Annotated in this window: 21 protein-coding genes, 1 tRNA gene and 1 pseudogene; 14 read left to right on the forward strand and 9 right to left on the reverse strand. The window is 44.4% G+C overall.

All coding sequences use genetic code 11. From position 1 onward, the window contains the following. Positions 1-894: 894 nt before the first annotated feature. The 4 genes from C7379_RS04630 to holA form a co-directional block, all read right to left on the reverse strand. Complete coding sequence (locus C7379_RS04630) at positions 895-1,800, reverse strand: dihydroorotate dehydrogenase (protein ID WP_116616206.1); 906 nt, start codon at positions 1,798-1,800, stop codon at positions 895-897. Continuing rightward, positions 1,794-2,567: a dihydroorotate dehydrogenase electron transfer subunit gene (locus C7379_RS04635; RefSeq protein WP_116616207.1), complete on the reverse strand. Its 774-nt coding sequence runs from the start codon at positions 2,565-2,567 to the stop codon at positions 1,794-1,796. Before C7379_RS04635 ends, C7379_RS04630 begins: the two co-directional genes overlap by 7 nt. A 143-nt stretch (positions 2,568-2,710) precedes the next feature. Further along, positions 2,711-3,175, reverse strand: coding sequence for a helix-turn-helix domain-containing protein (locus C7379_RS04640; protein ID WP_116616208.1), 465 nt, complete (start codon positions 3,173-3,175; stop codon positions 2,711-2,713). Positions 3,176-3,957: 782 nt separating this feature from the next. Further along, entirely contained in the window at positions 3,958-4,986 is a 1,029-nt protein-coding gene (gene holA / locus C7379_RS04645; protein ID WP_116616209.1) for a DNA polymerase III subunit delta, read from the reverse strand. A 79-nt stretch (positions 4,987-5,065) separates the two neighbouring features. Here holA and C7379_RS04650 point away from each other — a divergent pair, with 79 nt between their 5' ends. Beyond that, positions 5,066-5,515 (forward strand): type I restriction enzyme HsdR N-terminal domain-containing protein, encoded by a 450-nt coding sequence (locus tag C7379_RS04650; RefSeq protein WP_116616210.1) that lies wholly within the window; start codon positions 5,066-5,068, stop codon positions 5,513-5,515. A gap of 144 nt (positions 5,516-5,659) precedes the next feature. Here the strand turns inward: C7379_RS04650 and C7379_RS04655 are convergent, their stop codons facing one another. Next, positions 5,660-5,869 carry a hypothetical protein gene (locus C7379_RS04655; RefSeq protein ID WP_116616211.1) on the reverse strand — a complete coding sequence of 70 codons (210 nt, stop codon included), beginning with the start codon at positions 5,867-5,869 and terminating at the stop codon, positions 5,660-5,662. Positions 5,870-6,125: 256 nt separating this feature from the next. Here C7379_RS04655 and C7379_RS04660 point away from each other — a divergent pair, with 256 nt between their 5' ends. The 3 genes from C7379_RS04660 (at position 6,126) to C7379_RS04670 (ending at position 10,850) form a co-directional block, all read left to right on the forward strand. Beyond that, positions 6,126-6,944 carry a DnaJ domain-containing protein gene (locus C7379_RS04660; RefSeq protein ID WP_116616212.1) on the forward strand — a complete coding sequence of 273 codons (819 nt, stop codon included), beginning with the start codon at positions 6,126-6,128 and terminating at the stop codon, positions 6,942-6,944. Positions 6,945-7,532: 588 nt separating this feature from the next. Then, on the forward strand, positions 7,533-9,893 hold the full coding sequence (locus C7379_RS04665; RefSeq protein WP_116616213.1) for an outer membrane beta-barrel protein: 2,361 nt from the start codon (positions 7,533-7,535) through the stop codon (positions 9,891-9,893). 12 nt (positions 9,894-9,905) lie between these two features. Continuing rightward, positions 9,906-10,850: an OmpA family protein gene (locus tag C7379_RS04670; RefSeq protein ID WP_116616214.1), complete on the forward strand. Its 945-nt coding sequence runs from the start codon at positions 9,906-9,908 to the stop codon at positions 10,848-10,850. A gap of 160 nt (positions 10,851-11,010) precedes the next feature. Here C7379_RS04670 and C7379_RS04675 read toward each other — a convergent pair whose 3' ends face one another. Together C7379_RS04675 and C7379_RS04680 are read right to left on the reverse strand one after the other, a co-directional pair. Beyond that, positions 11,011-11,847, reverse strand: a complete 837-nt coding sequence (locus tag C7379_RS04675) for a zinc ribbon domain-containing protein (protein ID WP_116616215.1) — start codon at positions 11,845-11,847, stop codon at positions 11,011-11,013. 23 nt (positions 11,848-11,870) lie between these two features. Further along, positions 11,871-12,701: a Nif3-like dinuclear metal center hexameric protein gene (locus C7379_RS04680; protein WP_116616231.1), complete on the reverse strand. Its 831-nt coding sequence runs from the start codon at positions 12,699-12,701 to the stop codon at positions 11,871-11,873. An 807-nt stretch (positions 12,702-13,508) separates the two neighbouring features. Between C7379_RS04680 and C7379_RS04685 the strand changes: the two are divergent. Continuing rightward, positions 13,509-14,462, forward strand: a pseudogene (locus C7379_RS04685) (virulence RhuM family protein); the annotation flags it as partial. 125 nt (positions 14,463-14,587) lie between these two features. Here the strand turns inward: C7379_RS04685 and C7379_RS04690 are convergent. After that, on the reverse strand, positions 14,588-15,919 hold the full coding sequence (locus C7379_RS04690; RefSeq protein ID WP_116616216.1) for an MFS transporter: 1,332 nt from the start codon (positions 15,917-15,919) through the stop codon (positions 14,588-14,590). Between the two features lie 44 nt (positions 15,920-15,963). Continuing rightward, positions 15,964-17,337 (reverse strand): SpoIID/LytB domain-containing protein, encoded by a 1,374-nt coding sequence (locus C7379_RS04695; protein ID WP_116616232.1) that lies wholly within the window; start codon positions 17,335-17,337, stop codon positions 15,964-15,966. Positions 17,338-17,517: 180 nt separating this feature from the next. On the opposite strand from C7379_RS04695, the gene rlmN reads away from it, so the two are divergent. The 9 genes from rlmN (at position 17,518) to C7379_RS04745 (ending at position 25,916) form a co-directional block, all read left to right on the forward strand. Continuing rightward, complete coding sequence (rlmN, locus tag C7379_RS04700) at positions 17,518-18,603, forward strand: dual-specificity RNA methyltransferase RlmN (RefSeq protein ID WP_116616217.1); 1,086 nt, start codon at positions 17,518-17,520, stop codon at positions 18,601-18,603. After that, positions 18,600-19,541, forward strand: a complete 942-nt coding sequence (locus C7379_RS04705; RefSeq protein ID WP_116616218.1) for a DUF4837 family protein — start codon at positions 18,600-18,602, stop codon at positions 19,539-19,541. The genes rlmN and C7379_RS04705 overlap by 4 nt, the downstream gene beginning before the upstream one ends. Before the next feature lie 6 nt (positions 19,542-19,547). Beyond that, positions 19,548-20,672 (forward strand): PdxA family dehydrogenase, encoded by a 1,125-nt coding sequence (locus C7379_RS04710; protein ID WP_116616219.1) that lies wholly within the window; start codon positions 19,548-19,550, stop codon positions 20,670-20,672. A gap of 12 nt (positions 20,673-20,684) precedes the next feature. Further along, on the forward strand, positions 20,685-21,695 hold the full coding sequence (locus tag C7379_RS04715) for a lysylphosphatidylglycerol synthase transmembrane domain-containing protein (protein WP_116616220.1): 1,011 nt from the start codon (positions 20,685-20,687) through the stop codon (positions 21,693-21,695). Between the two features lie 974 nt (positions 21,696-22,669). After that, positions 22,670-23,923, forward strand: coding sequence for a sigma-54 interaction domain-containing protein (locus C7379_RS04725; RefSeq protein ID WP_116616222.1), 1,254 nt, complete (start codon positions 22,670-22,672; stop codon positions 23,921-23,923). A gap of 67 nt (positions 23,924-23,990) precedes the next feature. Continuing rightward, on the forward strand, positions 23,991-24,470 hold the full coding sequence (locus C7379_RS04730) for an LptE family protein (RefSeq protein ID WP_243406709.1): 480 nt from the start codon (positions 23,991-23,993) through the stop codon (positions 24,468-24,470). 54 nt (positions 24,471-24,524) lie between these two features. Next, positions 24,525-25,295 (forward strand): tetratricopeptide repeat protein, encoded by a 771-nt coding sequence (locus C7379_RS04735; protein ID WP_116616224.1) that lies wholly within the window; start codon positions 24,525-24,527, stop codon positions 25,293-25,295. Positions 25,296-25,305: 10 nt separating this feature from the next. Next, complete coding sequence (gene secG, locus C7379_RS04740) at positions 25,306-25,692, forward strand: preprotein translocase subunit SecG (protein WP_116616225.1); 387 nt, start codon at positions 25,306-25,308, stop codon at positions 25,690-25,692. 148 nt (positions 25,693-25,840) lie between these two features. Beyond that, positions 25,841-25,916 (forward strand) — tRNA-His (locus tag C7379_RS04745). Positions 25,917-26,130: the final 214 nt, after the last annotated feature.

The following is a 26,130-nucleotide window of genomic DNA, read 5'->3' on the forward strand; positions in this document are numbered from 1 at the left end:
TGAAGAGACGCTCACCATGTACAACATAGGTGGGCGAATGGGGCGTGTGTACGCTTCGAGATGGCGACAGAATGTTTGCGCATTTTCGTTTTTTCTCTTTAAAACCCTGCTTGTCCCGAACGCATTTTTTGAAAAATTAGAAATAGTCAATTATTTGAACAAATAACCCTCTCAAATTCGCTTATTTAAAAATAAGTTTGCCATCGTCCGAAATACGCGAAATCTGCGATAGTTTGTAAATGGCTGACATTCAGCATTTTTTAAAAAATAGCCTTTATTCTCCTATTTTGTGGTCTGCGGTTGAATATTAAATGGCATGGCGTTTAGGCCTTAAAAGCAACATGATAAGGCACTAATCGCATTACCATTACTATCTAATCATGCTGCCAATAAGGCCCAATCATGCTATGAGAAAGCACCAATCGCAGCACTCTTATGATTTTTGGTAATGCTCGACTTGGTTTTGACAAAAAAAGATAGCCCTTTTTGCTCTGGATGACTCGAAAATAATGATCAAAAAAACAGTAATTATATTTTATAAAATGAAGACTAAGGAGTGAAGGGTGAAGAATGGGGAGCAAAGAATGAATGAAGACAACTTCACCGGATTCAAGAAGCGTCTGAGTGCGGTAGAAATTTACACGTATGAACTTTTTATGCCTACATCATATCTTCCTGTTTTTAATCCTGTTTGCGCTTATACATGGTTACCACAATCGTAGGGACCTGCGATATCTCCCCAAAAGTAAATGCCTACTGAGCCTTTAGCTCCCCCATTAAATATCAGCTGAGCCCGAAATTAGCCAAATATCTACAGAAAATATTCTAAATGCGCACAAACTCCACTAACGATGCCGTCTGATCTCAATGGGAAAAAGAGAGATACGTGAACGATTAAACTACGCCTATAATTTCAGATACATGCTTACAGCCATGATTTTCAAGCCACTCAGCAATGCCTTCTTTAACCTTCATGGTAATCATGGGATCAACAAAATTAGCCGTTCCTATTTGAATGGCGGTAGCTCCGGCCATCATAAACTCAATGGCGTCGGCTGCATTCATAATTCCACCAAGTCCTATCACTGGTATTTTAACGGCATGAGCCACATCCCATACCATGCGAACGGCTACCGGTTTGACAGCTGGCCCACTCAAGCCACCAGTGCGAATGCTAAGTTTAGGGCGGCGATGCTCTATGTCTATAGCCATTCCCATGAGCGTATTGATAAGCGAGACAGAGTCCGCCCCCTCCGCTTCGCAAGCTCTTGCGATATCTGCGATATTAGTGACATTGGGCGAAAGTTTCACTATAAGCGTCTTGTGGTAGACCTTACGTACAGCCTTTACAACAGTGGCAGCACCACTACAAGTTACGCCAAAAGCCATTCCACCCTCCTTGACATTGGGACACGATATATTAAGCTCTATGGCAGGAATACGCTCCAAGGCATCTATTTTTGCAGCACAAGCCGCATAGGTCTCGGGCGAATTGCCACTAACGTTGACAATGACTGCCGTTTGGATACTTTTTATCTTAGGATAGATTTGCTCACAAAAATAATCCACACCTTTATTCTGTAAACCCACACAGTTCAACATGCCCGAAGCCGTCTCTGCCATGCGAGGATAATCGTTTCCTTCGCGTGGCTCAAGCGTAGTGCCCTTGACAATGATGCCCCCAATTGCGTGCAATGGAACAAGATCTTGATACTCCAACCCATAACCAAAAGTGCCGCTGGCCGTCATTACTGGGTTGCTCAGTTGTAGATGATTTATTTTTACATTTAAATCTACCATAATAGTCTTTCAATATTAAAAACAGGCCCATCGGTGCACACACATCTATTTCCTGACACCGTCTTTTCTACACAACAAAGACATGCTCCAAGGCCGCACGCCATCAAGTTTTCTAAAGAAGCTTCACATTCTATATGATGTGCCATAGCATAACGAGCAACCGACATCATCATTGGCTTTGGCCCACACGTTTGGATAAAATCAAAATAAGCATCCCTCAATATGCTATGATCCGTCACAAAACCCTTTTCTCCTTTTGAAAAATCTTCCGTAGTGATATACACGCTGCCCAACTTTTCAAAATATTCAAGTTCTAAAAGATCTTTCTCTGAACGGGCTCCTAAAAGAAATGACGGTTTGTTGCCTAACTCTGCCAATTTTCGTCCTTGGTATAAAAGAGGTGCAACACCTACCCCTCCCCCAATCAAGAGCACTCTTTTATTCCGTAATTGTTCGGCACTTGTAAAACAATTGCCCAATGGAAATAGGCAATTCAAACTATCACCTTCTTGTAATTGACACAATCTTCGAGTGCCCTCACCCACGGCAGCAACAAGCAACCACAGCTCGTTTTTAGAGACATCCACATCATTTACAGATATAGGTCTGCGAAGAAACGTATTAGGAGAATTATCAACACGGACTTCAACAAATTGTCCCGGGCACATTTGGGGTAGCGGATTATCATGCGTTAGCTTAAGCAACACATGCTTATCACTTAATTTACGCACTGAATTGACACGCAAATCGCGACAATATTTACTCATACACAAATATATTTGAAGCAATGTTTCACATCAAAATAGCGCAAACCAAAAGCTATCAAGCATAACTTGAAGCCCACAGCAAAGCCTATTTCTTTACAAAGTTAGACATTTTTCTGGTGATGATTTAATGATAATAAGAAAAATTATCGCTTGGGTTCAAACGTCTCCCACGTCTGATCATCATAGAATATCCTTATTTCTGTTATTTTCCGCTCAGGTTTGTCAATATATTTGATAACAGTTTTTTCTTCACTACACGACTGCTGGGGTGCGGAATTATTACTTGTTCGTTGTTGACTTTCAAAAAGACTTGGTGCCTGCTGAAGAGAATGAGAAGTCGAAACAACAGAATGATCAACAACGTTAGGTTCTAAGGACGGAGTGTCATTATCGTCGTTTTTTTTATACATAGAACCTATACCAAAAAGCAACCATTCAACGGAAATATTTGGAAGACGATCATGAATAGACTCTATCATCTGTACTGTTGGTCTCGTACGGTCATTAAAAATTCCACTTAACGACCCTTCTGATATTCCGGTGAACTGTGCAAAATCTTTTTGAGACATTTGGAGACTTTCCATAACCTCTCTAATTCGATCTTTCATATACCTAATTTATTATGTCGACAAAGAAAATAATGGATTAAAATCTTATTTCTTACAGTTCACAAAGTTAAATATTAAAATTCTAATATCCAAACAAAAAGTTTTAAAATTTATATATTTGAATTTGCATACAAATATCAAAAATTTTAGATTTCAAATCTAAAACTACGTAATACAATAGTTCAAGTTTGCAAACTCAAATCCTAACGCAAAAATAAGCATTAAGTAATACTATACTCAATAAACGCAAGTGATTAGTTAGATTACTAATATTATACTTCTTTTTTACTCCTAAGCTATAAATACTCGAACAGCTGATGATTTCTAGCCCAATTTTATATATTAACACTTGATTGAAAACTTATAAACCGCTGATTTTAAACATAATAATACAACAAGATACCTTTCTATAAAAAGTTATTCACGTTTTCAAACTTATAAATTTGTATTTGCATATTTAAATAATTAAGTTTAAATATGAAAGATGGGTCTGCAATTTATATTTATGTATGTAAATTAATGCTTTTTCCTTTTTGGATTTGACTATATAAATTAAGAAAGTTAAATGTTACAAAGTATTAAAATTGAATTATTTGAGGGCGTTTTTGCAAAACATGCTCATTTTTTGCGTATTTACCGGCAAGTGGTAATGTCGTTTAAAATATGCGATTTTTGAGGCTACTAAAATTGCGTAACTACCCTATTCCATACGAGTTAAGTCTAAAAAAGAGCACCATAGAAATGCTCATTATAGAAGAAAAGAGTCAGTTTGAAAGATGTTTTTAGTGCAAAATATAGAAAATAAGCTCTTTCATTAAGTCTCCTGTAGAGGTGTTCGGATTATCTAAGCCCTTACTTTTAGTATCAGTTTCTCTTATCTTGTCCAAGATTTGCAATGTTTTCCTACCAGAGTAATTTCTCATACCAGTCATATAGTCTGTGACACCCCAAAGGCTTTTCAATTCTATATAATTAGCTACACTCTGTTTGTCTACCCTATTAGGTGCATAATAGGCAAGCATCAAGTTTTGAAAGAAATTAAAGAGCAAAGGCAAAAATGAATAAACAGAGCCAGCTTTGGGATTATTGTCAAAATATTTGATAATTTGATTTGCTTTGAAAACGTTTTTGTTTACAATGGCACTTCGCAACTCAAAAGCATTAAAATCTTTGCTCACTCCAATATTTCGTTCCACCATTTCTGGCGACACACAACGATTATCCTCCGGCAAAGAGATTAACAGCTTATCCAACTCTGAATGCAATCGACTAAGATCTGCCCCAATACTCTCGGCTATCATGTTAGCACTTTTTTCGTCTATAGCAACTTTTCGTTTCGAAAGATACGATTGCACATATCCTGGGAGCTGCCATTCTCTAAGTTTTTTGCTTTCAAAAACCAATCCTACCTTTTCAACTCCAGACATAAACTTGGTACGACGGTTGATGGTTCCATTCTTGTAACAAATGACAAGTATGGTTTTCGGTTGTGGGTTTTTGACGTATTTTTCCAACTTCTCAATCGACTTCATACCTTGCGCCTCTTTCACAATTATCACGCGCACCGGAGCTGTCATGGGATATTGCATAGCCAAGTCTGTCAATTGAGACGCGTTTGTGTCCAGGCCATAAACAACAATTTGATCGAAAGCTTGCTGGTCTGGTTTCAAAACATGATTTTGTATGTAGTCGCTTATCTGATCTATGTAATAAGATTCGTCACCCATCAGGACATAAACTGGCAAAAAATGACCAGCTTTCAACTCACGCATGATCGCGTCAAAAGATTGCGTTGTTTTCTTTTCAGGCATAGTTTATCACTATTTTTTAAAGTATCTTCATGCGATTTATTATCTTTGCACTATCAAAAACTCATGCAAAGATAATAAAATGATTCCATTAAATCTGCCTTCTTTCAACATAAAATTACAAGGCACGCGGGAGCATCCGCGCGTATTTGACATTCTGCGAAGACGCTATGTAGCCCTAACGCCCGAAGAATGGGTACGCCAAAATTTCATACATTATCTTATAGAGAGTCTCAACTATCCCGCCACCTTACTTGCTAATGAGATGCGTTTGCAAGTAGGGCAAAAGCAATTGCGTGCTGACAGCGTACTATTCGACACCGAATTAAAACCCCGTATGATCATAGAGTATAAAGCACCCAATATCGCTATCACTCAAAAAGTCTTTGATCAAATTTCCGCATACAATCTCATGCTTCATGCAGATTATTTGATTGTATCAAATGGCATGCGTCACTACTGTTGCAAAATGGATTATGACAATAACAGATACCTGTTTATGGACCATATCCCCAAGTACGAAGAAATTTGACAAGACACCTTTATCTGTCACTCAAGAAACACAACACACGAGCACGACATATCACTACATTGAAGATATATCGTGCCCGTATGTTTATATCATTCTTGGCATTATTGAGATTGTGCCAAGGATTTCCCTATTATATAAATATTTTCAGCCTACAGCATCGTAACCTCTTGTGCTATTATCGCGCAAGATGTCACGCAGACTTTTTTCCACATACTCGCCATCTTGGTGCGCTGTTGGGTCTGGGTGGTGAGGTTTATCTTCTTCATAATGGAAGTTTTTGTAGTTCATTTCTCCAATTCCCCACAACACTGCGGCCATGACAAGAAATGCCACAAATACGAAAGCGATATTCATTTCTATTGTCTGATTTATTAATTATTTGCTGCAAAGATAGCATTTTTTCAGCTAACAATGGATAAGTAAGAGAATATTTTATTAAATTTGCATTAAACAAACGACGAAGGGCTCGGGCAAAAACCACGTCGTTCTTTTAAACAAATATTACTCGTGACAACGTTGCGCTCAAGACACATACATCGATTGCATCGGAGCAACATGATGACTTCATTTGAAATTCGCATGGTCACAACATAAGAAAGGGAACATAGTTATGGCCAAAATTGGCAGATGGATAGGTGGCGTGTTAGGTTTTATAGTCACCGGTAGCCCCCTTGGTGCCTTAGCGGGGTACGTGTTAGGCTCTCTCTTTGACACAAATGACGAAGATACCGACTTTTCCTTCGGTAACGGAGATACACATTATAGCGGCTCCAATTATCAAGATGACACGAGATGGCAAACTAATCCGTATGGCCAGCAGCGCAACGACTTTTTGTTTTCGCTGCTCGTCTTGGCCTCTTATATTATCAGAGCCGACAACAAAGTAATGCACTCCGAGATGAATCTTGTACGTCGATGGCTACGCACCAACTTTGGCGAGGCCGGTGCCACCGAGGGCGAACAAATCATTCTAAAACTTTTTGAGCAGCAAAAAATACTTGGAGCTGTCGAATATCGGAACATTGTGATGAGCAGTTGCCAACAAATCAGGATGTACATGTCTTATGAACAGCGACTTCAACTCCTCAATTTCCTCGTGCTTTTGGCACAGGCCGATGGTGTCGTTGTCAATGTCGAAATCCACGCCTTAAAAGAATGTGCTATCCAATTAGGCCTCTCAGAAGCCGACCTCAAATCCATGTTGAACCTCCAAGATGCTAGCACAAGTCTTGACGCAGCCTACAAAGTCTTAGGCGTGTCGCCCAACGCATCTAACGAGGTGGTAAAACGAGCTTATCGCAAATTGGCATTGCAACATCATCCAGATAAGGTTGCCAACCTCGGTGAAGACGTTCGCAAGGCCGCAGTCAAGAAATTTCAAGAAATCAACGCTGCTAAAGATACCGTCTGGAAAGCCCGAGGTTTATAACGTTACAAGAAACACGGTTTGTCGCAACCCATCAACACCTTATATCCTTAGTACATGTCCTGAAATTCTTTCATAAAGAAAATTTCAACATCTGCCCTTTTACACTTATTGGTTATAGGGTAGTTCTTAAAAATTCCACCGTTTAGAAGAAACAAGAATAACGCCTTGTCTTCTTCGGGTTTCTATTCGCTTCAAAATGTAAAATCATTCATCTGCCTCGTTATTTTTCTCCGACACTTAACATTTTTTACTTTCTAAAACAAAACCAAAGTCTGTCAAGGCTAATTATTCCAATATCATTCGCTCAACTACAATACGACGTTTCCCTCAAGTTGGCTGATGGAATGTTGAAAGTAAATAATAATTCCAAGCTAAATAGCAAACCATCTAAAATTTAACAAAATAGCTTGTAAAGTTTACATATTTTTTATTACCTTTGTAAAGTATTAATGAAAAAGCGCTCAATAGGTTTTAAGTTCGGCGGCAAAGTTGTTTGCTATTTACCCTAAGCATAAACCATACACATGCGTTATATGAATATGCTTTCATTTACATTTTATTAATTAAATTAATATAAAACGTTCAGCAATGAAAAAAAACATTACGAAAACACTTTCTTTAGCAGGAATGCTGCTGTTGGGAAGTCTCAAATCAGCGGCACAAGTCAATGATGTATCTTTCATCGTGTCTCCCGCTGCAGAGTACATTTGGTGGGACGAGGATCTTTCCATTGACAACATGCCACTATACGGTGGTAAGATTGGATTCGGATTCGGCCCACTCTTTGAGTTGCGGGCATTCTATTTGCGTGGCAACGATGCCAACGCCAAAGTGCGCTTGGAAAACTGGCGCACAGACAAGTTATGGCCTGCCAATATCAAAGACACCAAATTAGACTTGACAAAATATGGCGGAGAATTGAAACTCAACTTGTGGAAAAACGCTTTCTTTACGCCATATCTCACAGCAGGAGCCGGTGTGCAAACCATGAAGTATAACAGCTACAAGGGCGATGTCTTGATGACAGACGTACCCATGAAAGACGAACAGCTCTTCGTGGCACTTGGGGTGGGAGCCAAGTTCAACCTGAGCAGTCGCACAGTGCTCGCTCTTGAGGCCAAGAACACCATGTTCAACGCCAGCAATGGAAGCTATCTCATGCGACCCGAATACAACAAGGCCGATGGCGGAAATCATCTATACAATTGGACAGCAGGTGCAACACTCGATTTTTATTTGGGCGGAACCACCGACAATAGCAGTGACGCCATCAGTCGCGAATACCGTAACCTATTCTCCAGTGGTTTCAAAGGTTTGAAGTTCGTTGTAGAGCCAGCCATGGCTTACATCAATTTTGACAAAGACATGCCCATGACCGACACCTATTTGTTAGGAGGTAGCGCAGGTTTTGACTTCTCATCGCTCGTAGGTATCAGGGGATTCTACTATCAAGCTAACAAAGAGGCTGACAAGCTGTCATTATCGTTCAACAAGCATCTGGCCCTCTATGGTGGTAACATCATCACCCGATTAAACTTCCCAAGAGGCATCAATCCCTATTTACAACTCGGTGGAGGTTACATGAACGTGGGCGATAAGTACACTGACAAGAGAGGTAGCACGGCAGCTGAAAGCTCCGCCTTCGTATTTGGTGGTGCAGGTGTGGAGATACCTTTGTCAAAATACGTGGCTCTCTTTGGTACCGCAAATGCCCTGTTCACCACGGAGAAAGGCATAAATGAAGAAGACATCCAAAACACAGACCACATCAACACCAGCGTGATGTACAACGCAGGTTTAAGGCTTAATCTTGGCATGGCAGCCAACGGCGAGAAAAAATACAAAAGATATCTCAACCGTAGGCTTGACGCTCAACGCGAGGCATCTAACGAAAAGATCAACGAGCTGAGAGCAAATTACGACGATCAAATTGACAATTATGACAAGAAGATCTCAGAATATGATACCAAAATCTCCGAATACGACCAGCAGATAGCACAGTACGAAGAGCGCGTCAACGCCCTCAAAGCTGACTACGAAAAGCGTATTGGCAAATTAGACAGAGATTTGGATCAGGCTTTAAAAGCCAACGATACCATTCGGGTGGCTGAGATAGCACGTTTGAAAGACCGCAACAAGCAAGAACTCGAAGGAATTGAAAACGACGAGATGGCCATGAAGAGAAAATTGGTCAACGAGCTTGGACAAAATTCTGGTAACAACATGAAAATGACACGTAGCGAGCTCAACGATTTGGTAAGCCGTATCATCAGAGAATCCAGAGAGAGCGCTCGTTACAGCGACTACGACTACAACTACGTGCAGCCACAAACACCGTACCGTTCTGTCGCTCCATCACAAGGATTGGAACCTGTCCAAAACAACGAAACCGAACTTTTGAGAAGAGAGCTTCGCATCGTGAACGAGAAATTGAACAAGGTAATCAGTCAGAGAAGCAATGGTGAAACTACCATTGTTTATGGAGACAACGCCACACCAAGAACAGAGTTGACACCCGCTACAGCATATAACGAAGGAGCATACCACCCCACCACTGGCAATCAGTTCAAACTTAACCGCATCAGTGTATTCACAGGATTGGGCTTTGGCGACTTGACCGCATGGAATGTTGGCGTAAGAGGATATATGCAGGTTGCCTCCACTAATTTGGATTTCGTACCCGAACTGTACGCATCCATGGCAGACAAAAGCGGAATGGGCATCTCTGCCAACATAATTTACAATTTCAAAATCAGCTCTTTGGGCAAGTTCACGCCCTACGCAGGTTTTGGTCTTGGCATTTTCCACGGCAAAGACACTCATTTTGGTTCTAACCTCATCGCTGGCGTTAGCACCGACATGTTTGGCGGAAAGGTATTTGTAGACTACTCCGCACGCAGCCTAACCAAACAAAACCAAGTGGCTATAGGCTATTCATTCATATTCTAAAAATCACCACACATGCAAAAAAAGTTTAGTCTGGCAGCATTAGCCTTTCTCGCTTTACCTATCTCTCACGCAGGTGCGACCCCCACACATGGGTCGCTGCCTGTTGGAGAAGACACGATCATCGTGGATCGAAACGAGCTGATAGACGTGCTTAGAGGCGTAGCGGCCAGCGAAATGAGAAGATGGCATAGGCCTGCCACAAGCTCTTTGCAATATGAAAGAGCCAAAGGCTACCGGCCTTATCAACAAGGCGAGACCATGCCAGTTTACAACACCGTCTCAAAACAAGTGGAGTATATTCCAGTTTATGTGCCGCGATATACAAGGCAACAACCTTACCTTCCATACGAGTCGGTACAAAATTCGCTATCAAAAAGTGCTAAAGACAACGAGTCCAAGCAGACAGAACGTCTCCAAAAGCAAATAGATGAGCTGCAAAAGCAGATAGAGACACTTGGCAAGACCGTACAAGATCCAGCCATCAAACAACAAATGAGCTCTTTGGCAGACCGTCTCAACACGATCCGTGCCGAAAAAGACACAGTTGCCATATCCAATACTCTTGCGGAAAACGAGTCGGCAAATGCAATTGAGCAGCCATCAGACGAGTCTGCACAGGTATCAAAAACAGTACTTTTCGACACCAATATACGACAAGTGTTTTTTGAGATCTCGTCCAATCAGCTCACTAATGAGGCAACACGGACTCTCAAGACAGTGGCTGGTATGTTGAAAGAAAATAGAAATTTGAAAGTTGAGTTGACAGGTTTTTCAAGCAAGGACGGCCCCAAGGCTTTCAATCGAAACCTTGCCATGCGGCGCATGAAAAGCGTCAAGGACTTTCTGCTCCACAACGGAGTTAAGGCTCACCAGATTAGCACAATGTCATACGGCATAGACAAAAAATCTGACATGAGCACTTACGCACGCAGAGTAGAGCTCTGCATCTCATTGTAAGAAATACATTACCTATTATAAAATGCCACTTGTGGTGTTTTCAATCATGCCTCCATAGAGACAACTTTGAAAACCACACAAGTGGCATTTTTTTAACAAGACCTATTCAAAAAAAACTTAATTGTAGGTCTTGGAAGACAAAACGTCATTTAATATCGGTTTATTCAGAAGCCGTTTCCTCGTCTTTTTTCTTCGTGCGGCGAGTGGTGCGCTTGCGTTTAGGTTTCTCCGCCACCGCGGTCTCGGTCTTCACACCCGCGAGTTCCGGGTCTATCAATATACGTCCGCAATATTCGCACACAATAATTTTCTTGTGCATCTTGATGTCAAGTTGGCGCTGTGGCGGTATCTTGTTGAAGCAACCGCCGCACGCGTCACGCTGCACGTACACCAAGCCCAACCCATTGCGGGCTCCCTTGCGTATGCGCTTGAAGCTATCCAGCAACCGAGGCTCTATCTTTGTCTCCAATTTCTTAGCCTCTTCTTTCAGCTTTTCCTCTTCCTCGCGCGTCTCTTGCATGATCTCGGACAGTTCATCTCGCTTGTGATCCAAGTCTTCCTGACGCTCGCTTATCACGGTCTGCGTCTTGGCAAGGTCTTCCTTGCGCTCTTCCACCTTGGTCATGGCCTCCTTGATTTTCTTGTTGCACAACTCTATCTCGAGTGTCAAGAACTCTATTTCCTTGCAGAGGGTGTCATACTCACGGTTGTTTCTCACCTCCTCCAGCTGCCCCTTGTAGCGATCCACGTTCATTTGCGCCGTCTCTATCTCGTTGCGTTTCTGGGCGATGGCAGAGCGAAAGTCTTCTATCTCTGTCTCTATTTTGCCTTGGCGCGTGCCAAGGCCTTCAAGCTCGTCCTCAAGATCTTGCACCTCCAAGGGCAACTCTCCGCGCAAGGCGCGTTTTTCGTCTATAGCCGACAGTGTGGTCTGCAATTGATAAAGGGTGGACAATTTCTCTTCGACAGACAAGTCTGTAGGGTCTTTTTTAGCCATAATATAATAAGTGTATTTAAATTTTACAAATAAATTATCGGGTTTGTGTTCGTCTTCGCCATGTGGCATGATACGCCGGGGCACGCGTTTTGAACAATGTCACGAAACACCTCGTTAGTGTATTGTTCGCTCTGGTAGTGCCCCATCACAGCTATCTGTATTTGCTGCTCGTGACCGAAATAGTCATGATAGCCCATCTCCCCGGTCACGAAAGCGTCCGCTCCCTCGCCTATAGCCTCACCTAACAGGAAAGAGCCGGCGCCACCACAGATAGCCACCTTCCTTATCTCACGTCTCAACAGCTGGTTGGCCATCAGGCATTCCACGTCAAACACCCGCTTTAGCATAGTGACAAAGTCATCGGCCGCCATGGGCTTGGCAAACTCGCCTATCACGCCATCGCCGCCTCTCACTATGACGGACCTGTCTCTATCGTCATCGCCTGGAACGGGAACCTCTCGCTGCTTCCCAAAGAAGCGCAGGTTCTCAAGCCCCATCTTCTCCGCGATCTTGCAGTTCACGCCCCCCCACGCACTGTCCATGTTGGTGTGCATGGACACGATGACCACGTCGTTTTTTATCGCCTTGATTACCGTGCGCTGCACATAGTCAGCGCCACATACGCAAGACAACTTGCGAAATATAAGCGGATGGTGCGACACTATAAGGTTGCACCCCAAGCGAACAGCCTCATCCACGATTTGCTCCGTGACGTCAAGACACAACAAAGCCCCTGACACTTCCGCCTCTGTCAATCCAACCTGCAGGCCGGCATTGTCAAAATCAGCTTGCAGGGGCAGAGGCGCAAATCGCTCAAGGGCGCTCACCACTTCTTTTATTTTCACGTTTACAATACGTTTTAGGGTACAAAGGTAGCCATTTTCATAGATACTGACAACGAACGGCTGCCCAGTTTTAGTTAGTTTAACAAATTCGCGCGCTTGGGTGCATTCGTAGCCCACCCTCGCTTCATACCGCCACATGCCGTCTCACCGCTTTTGGCCGTTTTGCCTTGCGACAGTTTTTGCTTAGCCATCATTTTAGAAGTCACATGTGATTGTATGCGCCAAGGTAGCGCGAAAAACTCGCACGCCCGACAAAACGGCCATTGAAAACATGCATTGACAGAACCCGACACATCGGCGAAACCATTCGCCGCGCATGGCATTTTGTCAATAATATATCACAAAAATCGGTACCTGCAAACACGCCCTTCCAGATTGTCCGCACGGCACATTTAAGCGATTTTTCATGGTTAACGACAGCGCCGTCCGTTTGCCATAGCCCGTTCAGGGCCTAATAGGCACGCGATTAGATAACAGACGCAACGCGAGAAGCATCAAACGGCATCGCCATTAAAGCCTAAACGCCACGCCATTAGTGTCTTATCACGCCATCATAACAAAGCCGTCACGACACATTCCGCGAGAAAATGGCGCAAGAGGTTAATCATCAACCACTTGTCAAACTGTCAAAATACGGGCGTATTTGCGGGCGGTGCCCCACTCGCTCGCAAATACGCCAAATACAAAAAGGCTTTTGTATATTTTTTTCCATGCTGATATAAGCATGACCGAAAGAAAGCAACCATCTGTATTTTGTGGCAAATCTTTAAAACGGTGGGTAAAACGTGCAGGCATTAATAAACACATTAGTTGGCATTGTGGCCGTCATTAGACCAAATGGCAATCTTATTTGGACGTGACAAATCTACCATTTCACGACATATTAAGAATATATTTGAGGAAGGAGAATTGCAAGATCCTTCAGTTGTTGCAAATTATGCAACAACTGCAACGGATGGAAAAACTTATCAGGTGGATTATTACAACCTTGACGTAATCATCTCGGCAGGCTATCGGGTGAAGTCGCGGCAAGGCACACAGTTCCGCATTTGGGCTACCCAGCGGCTAAGAGAATATATCATCAAAGGCTTTGCGCTGAACGATGAGCGATTCAAGACGGGGTCTTCCTATAATTATTTCAAGGAACTCTTAGACCGCATTCGTGAGATACGTCTTTCTGAGAAAGTATTTTATCAGCAGATAAAGGATATATACGCAACAAGTATCGACTATAATCCATCGGCTGAGATAACATTGGCTTTCTTTAAGGAAGTACAGAACAAACTGCTCTGGGCTGTCAGCGGGAAGACAGCCGCAGAACTCATGTACTATCGCGCCAATGCCTCATTGCCAATGATGGGACTTACTTCCACGGAAAAAGAAGGAAAAGTTACCAAGAATGATGTCTTGATAGGTAAAAACTACCTGAATGAGAAAGAGATTGGTCAATTAAAACTTATAGTGGAACAGTTTCTTGCCTATGCTGAGGCGCAGGCATTAGCCGAAAAACCAATGTACATGAGCGACTGGGTGCAGAAACTTCGACTTGTACTCACCATGAACGAGAAGAATATTCTTGAGCATGCTAGCACCATTTCTCACGAAGCGGCAGTTGCCAAGGCTACAAAAGAATATATTGCCTACAAAGAACAACAACGGAAAATTGAACATCTTGAAAGTATTAAGCAGCTCGACCAAGACCTGAAGCGTATCGCACCACGAAAGCACAATAAAAAAAAGAAAGACAACGAAGAGAATAATCAATACTAGTCTCTATGCGCTTAAAGCAGCCTTTAAGTTATCATTATAATCCCCACTATGACTTTAGGGAGTAGTCACCGCAACTGTGTCAAGCTGTTTTCCGTTAGGCCTTAACCTCAATAGACAATAAACACTTAACCTTGATTGGTTGAATCGCTTTTACCAAACTGGTCGTCTATTCGCATAAACGCAGCCAAGACATACATCAACGAGCACAGCAACAACGTGAACACGAAAAACTGCCGATAACCAAAAAACTCTTGCAGCGCGCCCGCCACGATGCCAGGCAGCATCATGGATAGAAACATCAGGGCCGACGCCATGGCGTAATGGCTCGTCTTGTACGCTCCCCTACTGTAATATATAAGGTACAACATGTAGGCGGTGAGTCCAAAACCATAACCAAACTGCTCGACAAACACGCATGCGTTGATAATTATCAAGCTCGATGGCAGAGCATAACTGAGATACACGTATACGATTTCCGGCAACGTGAAAGCCACAACCATAGGCCACAACCATCTTTTCAGACCGTCCCTGCTGGCCAGCCAGCCACCCAAAATGCCGCCAAAAGCTATGCCGATAATACCTACCGTGCCTTGCACCAAGCCATATTCTTGCGGCGACAATCCCAACCCGCCATTGTGTGCGGCATCAATAAGAAAAAGCTCTGAGACCTTGGACAAAAGCCCCTCTGGCATGCGGAAGAGCATGATGAACATAACGGCGAAAACCACATGGCCCTTAGTGAAAAAGGTTTGAAATGTCTCTAAAAAGCCACGCCATATCGTTCGAGCGTCGACATATTGATGGGTGACATCTTCTTTGGCATACGGCAAGGCGTAATTATGCCACAGCCACAGTGCCAAAAAGATGCCAGCCACGCCATAAAACAACAGGCTCCACGAATAGGATATGCTGTTTCGGAACACTACCTGCAAGTTGCCAGCCAACATGATGAGTATGCCTTGACCGAATATTGTCGCAAAACGGTCAAATAGGGTGCGCACACCCATGAACTCCGCCTGCTGGTGGGGGTTGAGACCAAGCATGTAGAAACCATCGGCTGCCACGCAATGGCTCGCCCCCGCAAAAGCCATAACCCAAAAGAAAAACAGCGTGCCTTGCAGCCACAGTGCCGTGGGGATGGTGAAGGCAACTCCGCCGAGCGCCGCGCCAACAAGCACCTCCATGGCCAATACCCACCAACGCTTGGTCTTAACCAAGTCTATGAATGGACTCCAAATGGGTTTGAGTACCCAGGGCAAATAAAACCAAGAGGTGTAGAAAGTGATGGCAGAGTTGCTCAAGCCCATTTGCTTGTAGAAAATTACAGATATGGCCATCACCGCCACGGCTGGCAGGCTGTCGGCAAAGGAGAGAGACGGTACCCAAAGCCAGGGTTTGCGAGTGAAACTGCCATTGCCTTGGTTATTGGAGGGGGTATGTTGTCGGTTGTCGTACATCGAACGATGGTTTGGGGTGTAACATGTAAAAGGGCTATAGGCTCTTATTCGTAGAGCTGTGACACGCTGGCCCCGGGATAGTAGTGAGCCAATATTTGAAGGTACGAGAACCCTCGCTCCCCCATCATGGCGGCACCTATTTGACACAAGCCCACGCCATGCCCCCAGCCGGCCCCGATAAGCTCAAAGGCTACTGGCGCGCCATTGAGCGAGCCACGCTTGTCCACCACAAAGGCCGAACTGTAGAGATGGCTCTCGCTCAACGCCCTGCGTATCTCAAGCTCCTTGCCAATGACAATAGATCCGAGGGTGCCCACTATCCGCAACTTGTAGATACGGCCACTCTTGCCACGCTCCAAAGGCACAAGGTCGACAATTTGCCCCAATCGAGCGCCGAGCTTGCGATCGACGATATCACTGAGCTGCCGCTGGGTATAGACAACGCGCCAACGATAAAAGTCGGTGGTTTTTTGGTCATAATTGTTGAGAACCTGCGACAAGACACGAGCGTCGCGCGTGTTGCAATAGGCCGGCGGTGCGTTGCGAATCCACGCATCGGCGTTGGCTTCTACCGTGAGGTCCGGGAACGCGCTGGGCGTGGGCGAGTCTGCGAGAGCTTTGAGATAACCCTTGGGCGTGTTGGCCCAGCAATACTGAAACTCTTCCACCACTCCACCACAACATTTGGAAAAGCGCGCGTCGCAGATGGACGCACCATCCGTGAGCGCCTGCCCCCGGGTGGCCTCCACTGCTTGGGCCACGTGTGGCGAGGTGGCCTTGGTGATGCCTTGATAGCGCTGACAATGGTCGTCGGCACACACGTCGAACAACTCGTGATCCTCGCGGTCGTACCAACGAACGATCTCTTGGTTGGTCTGCATCAGTTCGGCAGAGCGCGCTTGGCAACGAGTCTTGCCGCGACCGAAAATCTGCGCCAACAGCCACGACCGTGAGATGACGGCGTGAGCCTTGAGCAATTCCAGGCTCGACGTGGCGCTCATCTCGCTGGAGATGACACTTTGGAGATACCGCTCCACCGGCAAATGATTGATGGCTTGTATCTGCCCATCCGCGCAAACAAGGCGCAAGGCTCCCAAAAACGTTTGCGTCTCCTTGCGCTCCCAATGAAAATGCAGACCGATAGTGACGTCACGCAACGAGAAACTGGCATCGGGCGAAGTGGGCGAAAACATAAGCTCGGTATAAGAATGGCCTCTCCAAAAAATGGCATCGCCGACATACTCAGCCATCTCGTCGCCACTTACGACACGACCATCTACCTCGAATGGCGCATTGAGCGAAAAGACTATCTTGCGCCCACTGACAATGCCCACAGTGACCTGTGGCTCACCTTGGGGTGTTAACGGGCTGTAAATGACAGCCGTGGGTCGCGATTGTGGTTTGTCTTGATGATCCATGTGATGTTTCTTAATAATGGCATGCACCGCACCTCAGCAAGGGCACGCAATGACAAAGTGACGCCAAGATGGCAAGCGTGCCGTTACGAGATGGGACAGGCGTGGCGAAAGTATATGCAAAGGTAGCGAATTTGGGACACAATCGGCATACTTTGTTCAAAAAATTAGTATCTTTGCAGTATGAATAAAAAAATTTTACTCGGCATGACCGCAGCCGAGCTTAGAGCCGCAGCAAAATCAATGGGCATGCCAGCTTTTACCGGCGACCAAATAGCTAAATGGCTCTACGAGCGCCATGTGAGATCCATCGACGACATGACCAATATCTCGAAGGCTAACCGCCTGCGCTTGGCTGAGGAATATGAGGTGGGTTGCGCCGATCCCGTGGAGGCCCAGCGATCCAAAGACGGCACCGTGAAGTACTTGTTTCCGGTTCGTACGGTGGCTTACAAGGCTGGCGAGAACAATACGGCAACGGGACAATCCAAATTTGTGGAGACGGTCTATATTCCAGACAACGACCGCGCCACGCTGTGCATATCGTGCGAGGTGGGATGCAAGATGGATTGCCTTTTCTGCCAAACGGGCAAGCAGGGGTTCGAGGGGTATCTCCAAGCGTCTGACATCTTGAACCAAATTTACAGCCTGCCCGAGCGCGACACACTGACCAACATAGTGTTCATGGAGCAAGGTGAGCCTATGGACAACCTTGACAACGTGTTGAGAGCCACCGAGATCTTAACCGCTCCGTACGCCTATGCATGGAGCCCCAAGCGCATCACGGTGAGCACCATCGGGCTGAAAGATAAGTTGAGACGATTCCTTGACGAAAGCGATTGCCATGTGGCCATCAGCTTGCACTCGCCCCTTCACGAGCAAAGAGCGAGTCTTATGCCCATTGAGAAAAGTTCTCCAATAGAGGAAATCGTTGAGTTGCTGCGCAATTACGACTTCTCGCACCAGCGCCGCCTGTCATTTGAATATATTGTTTTTGATGGGGTGAACGACTCCATGAGCCATGCTAAGGAAATCGTTAGATTGCTCAAGGGACTGTTTTGTCGTGTCAATCTCATTAATTTTCACAAGATACCCAACGTGGACTTGAGAGGCGCGGACCACAAAAAGATGGAGGTTTTTCGAGATTACCTCACCTCTCACGGGGTGTTCACGACCATACGGGCCAGCAGGGGGGAGGATATATACGCGGCTTGCGGAATGTTAACCACCTCCATAGAAAAAGGTAGACACACCCCAAAGCAAGCATGACACGAGGAAACACAGCCATGATAGTTGTGGCGCTATGCGTCGTGGCGGCCGGAGGCATATCGGTCTCGTGCGACAACAGCCGGGGAAGGTTGCCAAAATCGGGTGGCGCCCCTTACGAGGTGTTGGTGGTGGGCGACAAGGACAATTTGGTAAAAAAGGCACTCAGCACAGACATGGAATGCTTACCACAGCGAGAGCCGGAGTTTGACGTGTCCACTGTGAGCGCCGAAGAATGGGGCGCAACTTTGAAATTGGCCAGAAATATTGTAATTGTGGACATCAACCCCAAGTCGTATGACAAGACAAAAATAAAACTGGCGCACAACGTGTACGCCCAACCGCAAATCGTGGCATGCGTGCAATCGCCATCGGTGGACAGCTTGAGAAGGCACCTGCCTACATACGCACCGACATTGATAAAGACACTTGAAAAAGCCGAAACAAAGGCCACCATAGCTCGACTAAGCAAGCACCGAAACGCCCAAGCTGAAAAAAAACTGAAAGAATGGTTAGGCGTGGACATGTGGATACCACAAGACATGGTATCAAGCAAACGGGGGAAAAACTTTGTTTGGCTCAGCAACAACTCGCCCACGGGCATGCAAAACATCATGATTTACAAGCATGACGCACCAAGAGGCATCAAAGACTTCGTGGCCATACGGGACAGTGTGGCACACGTCAACATCAAGGGCGAGACCGACAACATGTTCATGGCCACAGTGGCAGCCACAGTAGCAGCCTACAAGACCAAGCAAAACGGGCATGACGTGATAGTTTTCAGAGGGCTTTGGGAGATGAAAGGCGACGACATGGGCGGTCCGTTTGTAAGCCACAGCGTGGGCAACGTGACAGCGGAAGCGTTTGTCTTCGCACCCGGAAAAAAGAAAAGAAACTTACTGCGGCAAATAGAAGCTGCCTTATACACATTAAAATAAAATTATATGAACAATGGAAAGATACGCGTGGGTATTACCCACGGAGACACGAACGGGATAGGATACGAATTGATATTTAAGACTTTTGCAGACGCAGAAATGCTTGGTCTATGCACACCTATTGTATATGGGTCGCCTAAAGTGGCCACTTACCATCGGAACGCGCTCGGCATTGAGGCCAATTTTAGTATCATCAACTCGGCCGACCAAGCCGAAGACAACCGCGTAAACATGCTTGCGGTATTTGAAGACGAAGTGAAAGTGGAGTTTGGAGTGACATCAGAGGAGGCAAGCAGAGCCGCCGTGAAAGCACTGGACAAAGCCATTACTGACTACAAAAACGGAGATATTGACGTAATAGTGTCTTGCCCGGTGAACGAAAACAATCTCACGGTAGAGGGTTACGCCATACCCAAGCCTGCAAAATATATTGAGACAAGCATTGGAGAAGGCAAGAAGGTGTTGGATATTGTGATGAACGAATGGCTCAAGGTAGCACTGATGACCGACGACATGGCATTGAAAGATGTGCCGACAAACATCAGCGCACAAGCCATCATTGAGAAAATAGCCATATTTTACGCCACGTTACGCCGCGACATGCGTATCTCAGCCCCACGCATAGCCGTACTGGCACTCAACCCCAACGACACAGAGGAAAAGCGTGGCAAGGAGGAACAAGAAATGATAATACCTGCTATACAAAAACTCGCAGAGGTAAACGTGTGCGCTTTCGGCCCATACCAAGCCGCGGATTTTTTTGGTAGCGGACAATACAAAGCTTTTGACGGTGTCTTGGCCATGTATCATGACCAAGGCATAGCCCCTTTTAAGGCTCTGTTGCCTAACAACAACATACATTATTATGGAGGACTTCCACTCATCAGTACAGCGGTGGACATGGGGCCATGCTATGACATCGCGGGGAAAGGTGAGGCTGACGAAACGCCTCTGAGATACGCCATATACCAAGCTATAGACGCTTTTCGCAATCGCAATAATTATGACGAGCCACTGGCTCACCCACTGCCCAAGCTCTATCACGAGCGTAGGGATGACAGCGACAAAGTACGATTTGCCGTCTCCAAAAAGCGCGAGAACGCTGCCAAGGAGCACCAAAAGCAAAAATAATAATCATTTATAATGAAAAAGAAATACCAAAACGGTTTTTTCATCTTCGGCTTGTTGGTGCTCACCGTCATGGTAACCCAGCTTGATTTCAAACAAGTATGGGAGGGGCTTCAGCGTGCGGGTTATTGGTTTTTGGCAGTAGTGATATTGTGGGCCGTACTGTATGTCTTCAACACCCTGTCTTGGTATCTCATTATCAAAGGTGTGTGCAGCCAATCATCCAAGGATGTCGGCTTGTTTGAAAAAATAGGCTTGGGCTGGTTGTACAAACTTACCATTTCTGGATTTGCCCTGAACTATGCCACGCCAGGAGGTTTGATGGGAGGCGAACCTTATCGCGTCATGATGTTGGCACCCAAGATAGGAACGGAAAAGGCTTCGTCATCGGTTATTCTTTTTGCCATGACCCACATATTCAGCCACCTTTGGTTTTGGCTGCTTTCGGCCATCTTATTTCTTTTTGTACGTCATGTCACATTCCTAATGAGTATTTTGTTAGCTGCCACCATCGCTTTTAGTCTGCTTGGCATCTGGTTTTTTGTAGCAGGGTATCGCAAGGGACTGGCTAACCGAGTAATGAATTTACTGCGTCACCTACCCTTCGTGAAGAAATGGGCCAGGCCTTTTGTGGAAAAACATCGGGGGCAGTTGGATGCCATTGACCAGCAAATAGCAGCCTTGCATCGTCAAAACCCTCATAATTTCATCGGTGCCGTACTACTTGAATTCTCATGTCGGGTGTGCTCCGCCTTGGAAATTTTCTTCATTCTTCTGGTAATCATGCCAAGGGTTAACTATCTCGACTGCATATTTATCTTGGCTTTCACTTCGCTATTTGCCAATTTGTTGTTTTTCATGCCACTGCAGCTGGGTGGACGCGAAGGGGGATTCTTGATGTCTACAACATCATTGGGCATTAGTGCGAGCGGTGGCATATTCGTAGCTCTTATCGTTCGAATCAGAGAACTTATATGGACGGGCATCGGGCTTTTGCTTATCAAGATAGAGAAAAGAAACAGGTGAGTAGGCACTTAAAATTAAACGTATAGTTTAATTCGCGAATCAATCTTTTCACCTTGCTACCATCTTTGTGTCTCCTTTTCGACATAGGCTGCCTATCGTTAAACTGATAGCACGTCTAAATTCTTTTTTTAAAAAACACAATTGGCCGGGGAACCAGCCAAAAACACGATGGAAAGTAAACTTAAGCATCTGGTTAACAGCATCTAACAACTATCAAAAAAAAGAGGTTGACTCCAAAAACAGAGTCAACCTCCTTGTATTTTTTGGCACTCCCAGTGCTAAACACACCTCGAATACCTCATTCATCACTTTGCTAATAAGAGTTTTGGTTATCTCCGAACCATCACCGATTGATAGTATCGGAACATATCTTACTATGCGCAACCATAGGATCCACCCCTAAGAAGGGCCTCTCCATATATACGCATACACTCCAAATAACTCTTAGTCCAATTTTTGAATACCTTTTTTATAGCTTTTGTTACGTTATCCATTTTACAATCCTTTCCTAAATTTTTAATATATCTAACTTGTTTACTATTTGGGGCTCTTGATGACCCTTTCTCTAAATCATTGGCTCTATTCACCATCCGCAGTGCAATAGTCACGCCAAATGTCTGTCACGCCTATTAATGTAACCATAAATCTTCCATTATTTTTTATACAGAGACCGTTTACGTCCCATTGTTATCCATGCTATCACAGCATGTCACTTCCTCTAAAGTGGGAACAAAGTTAAAGCCAAATATTTACATTAGCAATAAAAATCTGACAAAAAGTCATGGAAAGAATAGAAAATTTGACTTGTATCAAAAAATGGCCGTTTTATGATACGAACTGTTTTGGCAGACTATAATAAGCGCGTCATCTCGCATTTCCGCAATATATGACAGCGCATAAACCATAATATTTAATTATCTTTTTACTGCCATTTTTGCAGTATTGTCAGATTAATTGTGTAATTTTGTCATCCAATGAACACATCGGAATTACAAAAAATAAAACAACGTTACAACATCGTTGGTAACAGCGATGGGCTGAATCGTGCGCTGGACATTGCTATGCAAGTGGCGCCTACCGACTTAAGCGTTCTCATTATAGGCGAAAGCGGCGTGGGCAAAGAGATTATACCACGTGTAATTCACGACAACTCTCCACGCAAGCGAGGAAAATATTTTGCCATCAACTGCGGCTCAATACCCGAGGGAACCATTGACAGCGAGCTGTTTGGACACGAGAAAGGCTCTTTCACGGGTGCCATTGGCGAGAGCGAAGGCTATTTCGGCATAGCCAACAAAGGTACCATTTTTCTTGACGAAGTGGGTGAATTACCCATCGCAACCCAAGCCAGACTGTTGCGCGTACTCGAAACTGGAGAATATATCCGGGTGGGTGGGCAAGATATTAGAAAGACTAATGTACGCATTGTAGCCGCCACCAACATAAACATGCGCAAAGCTATATCCGAGGGACGATTTAGGGAAGACCTATATTATAGGCTCAACACCATCCCTATCCAGATGCCTCCCCTACGCGACCGCGGTAACGACATCGTGCTGTTGTTTCGGCTTTTCGCCATGCAGATGGCAGAAAAATATCGCATTCCAAAAATTACATTGACTGAAGAGGCTAAAAAAGTTCTTTTGCATTACAAATGGCCAGGCAATGTGCGCCAGTTGAAAAATATCACTGAGCAAATGTCTGTCCTAAGTGAGAACAGAGAATTGGGCGCAGACGATTTAAAAAAATACATCCCCATAGATCCGGAGAGCACACAGCTGGCCACCATCAACCAGCCAGGCCATCATTCATACGAAAGCGAGCGGGAGCTTCTTTACAAGATTCTCTATGAGTTGCGAGGGAATGTCTCCGAACTGCGACGCGACCTAACAAACCTGCGCAAACAAATAAATGACAAGCATGATTTGAGTGAAAATCTCGCATATAAAAGCAACAACTTAATAGAATCGAAACCCACTTCCATTCCAACAATATCCAGCGCCAACGCCCCAATAACTAATATTGGACGACACTCTGCCATTGAGGCGGAAGCCGAGGAAATAAAAAACGAGCCGGAAACACTCAACTTGAGCGACCTCGGGAGGCAAATGGTAGAAAAAGCGTTGGAAAGAAATGGAGGAAACAGAAAGAAAGCAGCCAAAGAGCTTGGCATTTCGGACCGGACACTATATAGAAGAATTAAACAATATGGGCTCGACAAAAAATAAAAATACAAAGCAAAAAAAACAAAAGCGTCTCAAAGAATTTGCCTTTATTTTTGTGGTATGTTCTCTGATGGTTCCCTGCTCGTTATCTTCGTGCAAGGTGACCTATGCCTTTAATGGTGCCAGCATAGACTACACCAAGACAAAAACCATACAGATAACCGACTTTCCCATTCGTAGCAGCTACGTATGGGGACCGATGGGGCCACTTTTCAACAACCAGCTCAAGGATATGTTCGCCAACCATACACGACTCATCCAGGTGAAACGAGATGGAGATATGGTCATTGAGGGCGAGATAACACAATACTCACAACGCAATAAATCGGTGTCGAGCGAAGGACATTCAGCCCAGACGGAATTGTCGTTAACCGTCAACGTAAGATTCACCAACAATACAAACCATAGCAAAGATTTCGAAAAATCATTCACAGCCACACAGACTTACGAAACCACACAAGGGCTTAACAGCGTACAAGAAAAACTCGTTACGCTAATGTGCAAAGAACTTACAGACCAAATCTTTAACGCAACTGTAGCAGATTGGTAAGTAACCACATATACGAATAGGACTTCCAACAATCTATACATTACTTTCTACATCATGGATATAGCAAACCTTATCAAACACCCTGAGCAACTTGACTGTGAGACATTGTACGACCTCCGCAGCCTGTTGGCACTATACCCATATTATCAAACGGCCCGGCTTTTGCTTCTTCAAAACCTATATTTGCTACACGACCCCACTTTTAACGAAGAACTTAAACGAGCCGCCATCTACATAACAGACCGCAAAGTAGTCTTCAATCTCGTAGAGGCCGCACACTATAGGTTCAAGTTGACAGAAACATCGCAAAAGCCAATTGCAAAACAAGACCATGACGTAAAAGACCAAACGCAACAAGATCGAACCATCTCTCTTATTGACAATTTCCTCGACTCCATCCCCGAAGAAAAAGAACCCGAGCATAAATCGAAGCGTAGACCTACACCCACTGACGCTGCTATTGACTACGTATCCTATTTGATAGAAACTCAAAACGAGGAGGAAGCGGAGACCAAACAAGCACCTATGCTAAAAGGACATGATTTGATCGATAATTTCATAAAAAATGATAACAAAAAAATCAAACTAAAAGAAGAGCTTGAATACAAACCCAACATAGACGAAAATGAACTCAAAGCAGAAAATGAAGGCTCTGAAGAATATTTTACAGAGACTTTAGCCAAGATTTATATCAAACAATGCCGTTATGATAAGGCTCTTGAAATTATTAAGCGTATAAATTTGAATTATCCAAAAAAAAATGCTTACTTTGCAGATCAAATTCGTTTTTTAGAGAAGCTGATATTAAATAATAAAAACAAATAAGTAAAGAATTATGTACACATTTTTTGTAGTTCTCATTGTACTGGTGTCACTATTGATGATCTTCATCGTGCTCATTCAGGAATCTAAGGGAGGTGGCCTTTCAAGCAATTTCTCTTCTTCCAACGCCATCATGGGCGTACGCAAAACCACCGACTTCGTGGAAAAAGCAACATGGACGCTTGCGGCCACAATGGTTATTTTTAGTATTATATGCGCCTATACGGCTCCCCAAGCCTCAACCGAACAAAGTGTGCTTGAAAAAACAGCTACACAAACACAAACAACTAATCCTACGAACACGCAGGGATTTCAAGCAGCACCCACACAAGATAACAAGCAGCAAGGCAACAGCACTCCAACAAGCAAACCCATCGCACCTGCCACGAAGGCAAAATAAAATTAAAGATTTTATCACATAGCACTGTTTATATCCTATAATCCTTGCATGTGTCAAAAATATTTGGAAAAAACAGGGGATTTATTTGGTTCATCCAAATAAATCCCTTATCTTTGCAGTCGCTTAGAAATAAGCATTCATAACAAACGGTGGATGTAGTTCAGTTGGTTAGAGCGTCAGATTGTGGTTCTGAATGTCGTGGGTTCGAGTCCCACCTTCCACCCTCTCAAGCAACAAGCGGAAAGCCCGATAAACAAAGGCTTTCCGCTTGATGCTTTTATAAGGGAAAGTCTTGAAAATAATTGAAAGTAAGTTCTGAATTTAGAAAGTAGTAAATAAAAATGGGTCAGTCGTAAAACCCAGTTGCAAGCCTTCTCCTCTCAGGCACATAATTTCATAAGCCTGTAAAGGAAGAAAGGAATGTCCGTTACTCCCCTA

It is taken from the genome of Hallella colorans, assembly GCF_003096815.1.
GTDB classification, from domain to species: domain Bacteria; phylum Bacteroidota; class Bacteroidia; order Bacteroidales; family Bacteroidaceae; genus Prevotella; species Prevotella colorans.

What these genes read in the sequence shown, in the direction of transcription:
- C7379_RS04630 (WP_116616206.1), bottom strand. Translation starts at nt 1,800, where the DNA reads ATGGTAGATTTAAATGTAAAAATAAATCATCTACAACTGAGCAACCCA.
- C7379_RS04635 (WP_116616207.1), bottom strand. Translation starts at nt 2,567, where the DNA reads ATGAGTAAATATTGTCGCGATTTGCGTGTCAATTCAGTGCGTAAATTA.
- C7379_RS04640 (WP_116616208.1), bottom strand. Translation starts at nt 3,175, where the DNA reads ATGAAAGATCGAATTAGAGAGGTTATGGAAAGTCTCCAAATGTCTCAA.
- holA (WP_116616209.1), bottom strand. Translation starts at nt 4,986, where the DNA reads ATGCCTGAAAAGAAAACAACGCAATCTTTTGACGCGATCATGCGTGAG.
- C7379_RS04650 (WP_116616210.1), top strand. Translation starts at nt 5,066, where the DNA reads ATGATTCCATTAAATCTGCCTTCTTTCAACATAAAATTACAAGGCACG.
- C7379_RS04655 (WP_116616211.1), bottom strand. Translation starts at nt 5,869, where the DNA reads ATGAATATCGCTTTCGTATTTGTGGCATTTCTTGTCATGGCCGCAGTG.
- C7379_RS04660 (WP_116616212.1), top strand. Translation starts at nt 6,126, where the DNA reads ATGGCCAAAATTGGCAGATGGATAGGTGGCGTGTTAGGTTTTATAGTC.
- C7379_RS04665 (WP_116616213.1), top strand. Translation starts at nt 7,533, where the DNA reads ATGAAAAAAAACATTACGAAAACACTTTCTTTAGCAGGAATGCTGCTG.
- C7379_RS04670 (WP_116616214.1), top strand. Translation starts at nt 9,906, where the DNA reads ATGCAAAAAAAGTTTAGTCTGGCAGCATTAGCCTTTCTCGCTTTACCT.
- C7379_RS04675 (WP_116616215.1), bottom strand. Translation starts at nt 11,847, where the DNA reads ATGGCTAAAAAAGACCCTACAGACTTGTCTGTCGAAGAGAAATTGTCC.
- C7379_RS04690 (WP_116616216.1), bottom strand. Translation starts at nt 15,919, where the DNA reads ATGTACGACAACCGACAACATACCCCCTCCAATAACCAAGGCAATGGC.
- C7379_RS04695 (WP_116616232.1), bottom strand. Translation starts at nt 17,337, where the DNA reads ATGGATCATCAAGACAAACCACAATCGCGACCCACGGCTGTCATTTAC.
- rlmN (WP_116616217.1), top strand. Translation starts at nt 17,518, where the DNA reads ATGAATAAAAAAATTTTACTCGGCATGACCGCAGCCGAGCTTAGAGCC.
- C7379_RS04705 (WP_116616218.1), top strand. Translation starts at nt 18,600, where the DNA reads ATGACACGAGGAAACACAGCCATGATAGTTGTGGCGCTATGCGTCGTG.
- C7379_RS04710 (WP_116616219.1), top strand. Translation starts at nt 19,548, where the DNA reads ATGAACAATGGAAAGATACGCGTGGGTATTACCCACGGAGACACGAAC.
- C7379_RS04715 (WP_116616220.1), top strand. Translation starts at nt 20,685, where the DNA reads ATGAAAAAGAAATACCAAAACGGTTTTTTCATCTTCGGCTTGTTGGTG.
- C7379_RS04725 (WP_116616222.1), top strand. Translation starts at nt 22,670, where the DNA reads ATGAACACATCGGAATTACAAAAAATAAAACAACGTTACAACATCGTT.
- C7379_RS04730 (WP_243406709.1), top strand. Translation starts at nt 23,991, where the DNA reads ATGGTTCCCTGCTCGTTATCTTCGTGCAAGGTGACCTATGCCTTTAAT.
- C7379_RS04735 (WP_116616224.1), top strand. Translation starts at nt 24,525, where the DNA reads ATGGATATAGCAAACCTTATCAAACACCCTGAGCAACTTGACTGTGAG.
- secG (WP_116616225.1), top strand. Translation starts at nt 25,306, where the DNA reads ATGTACACATTTTTTGTAGTTCTCATTGTACTGGTGTCACTATTGATG.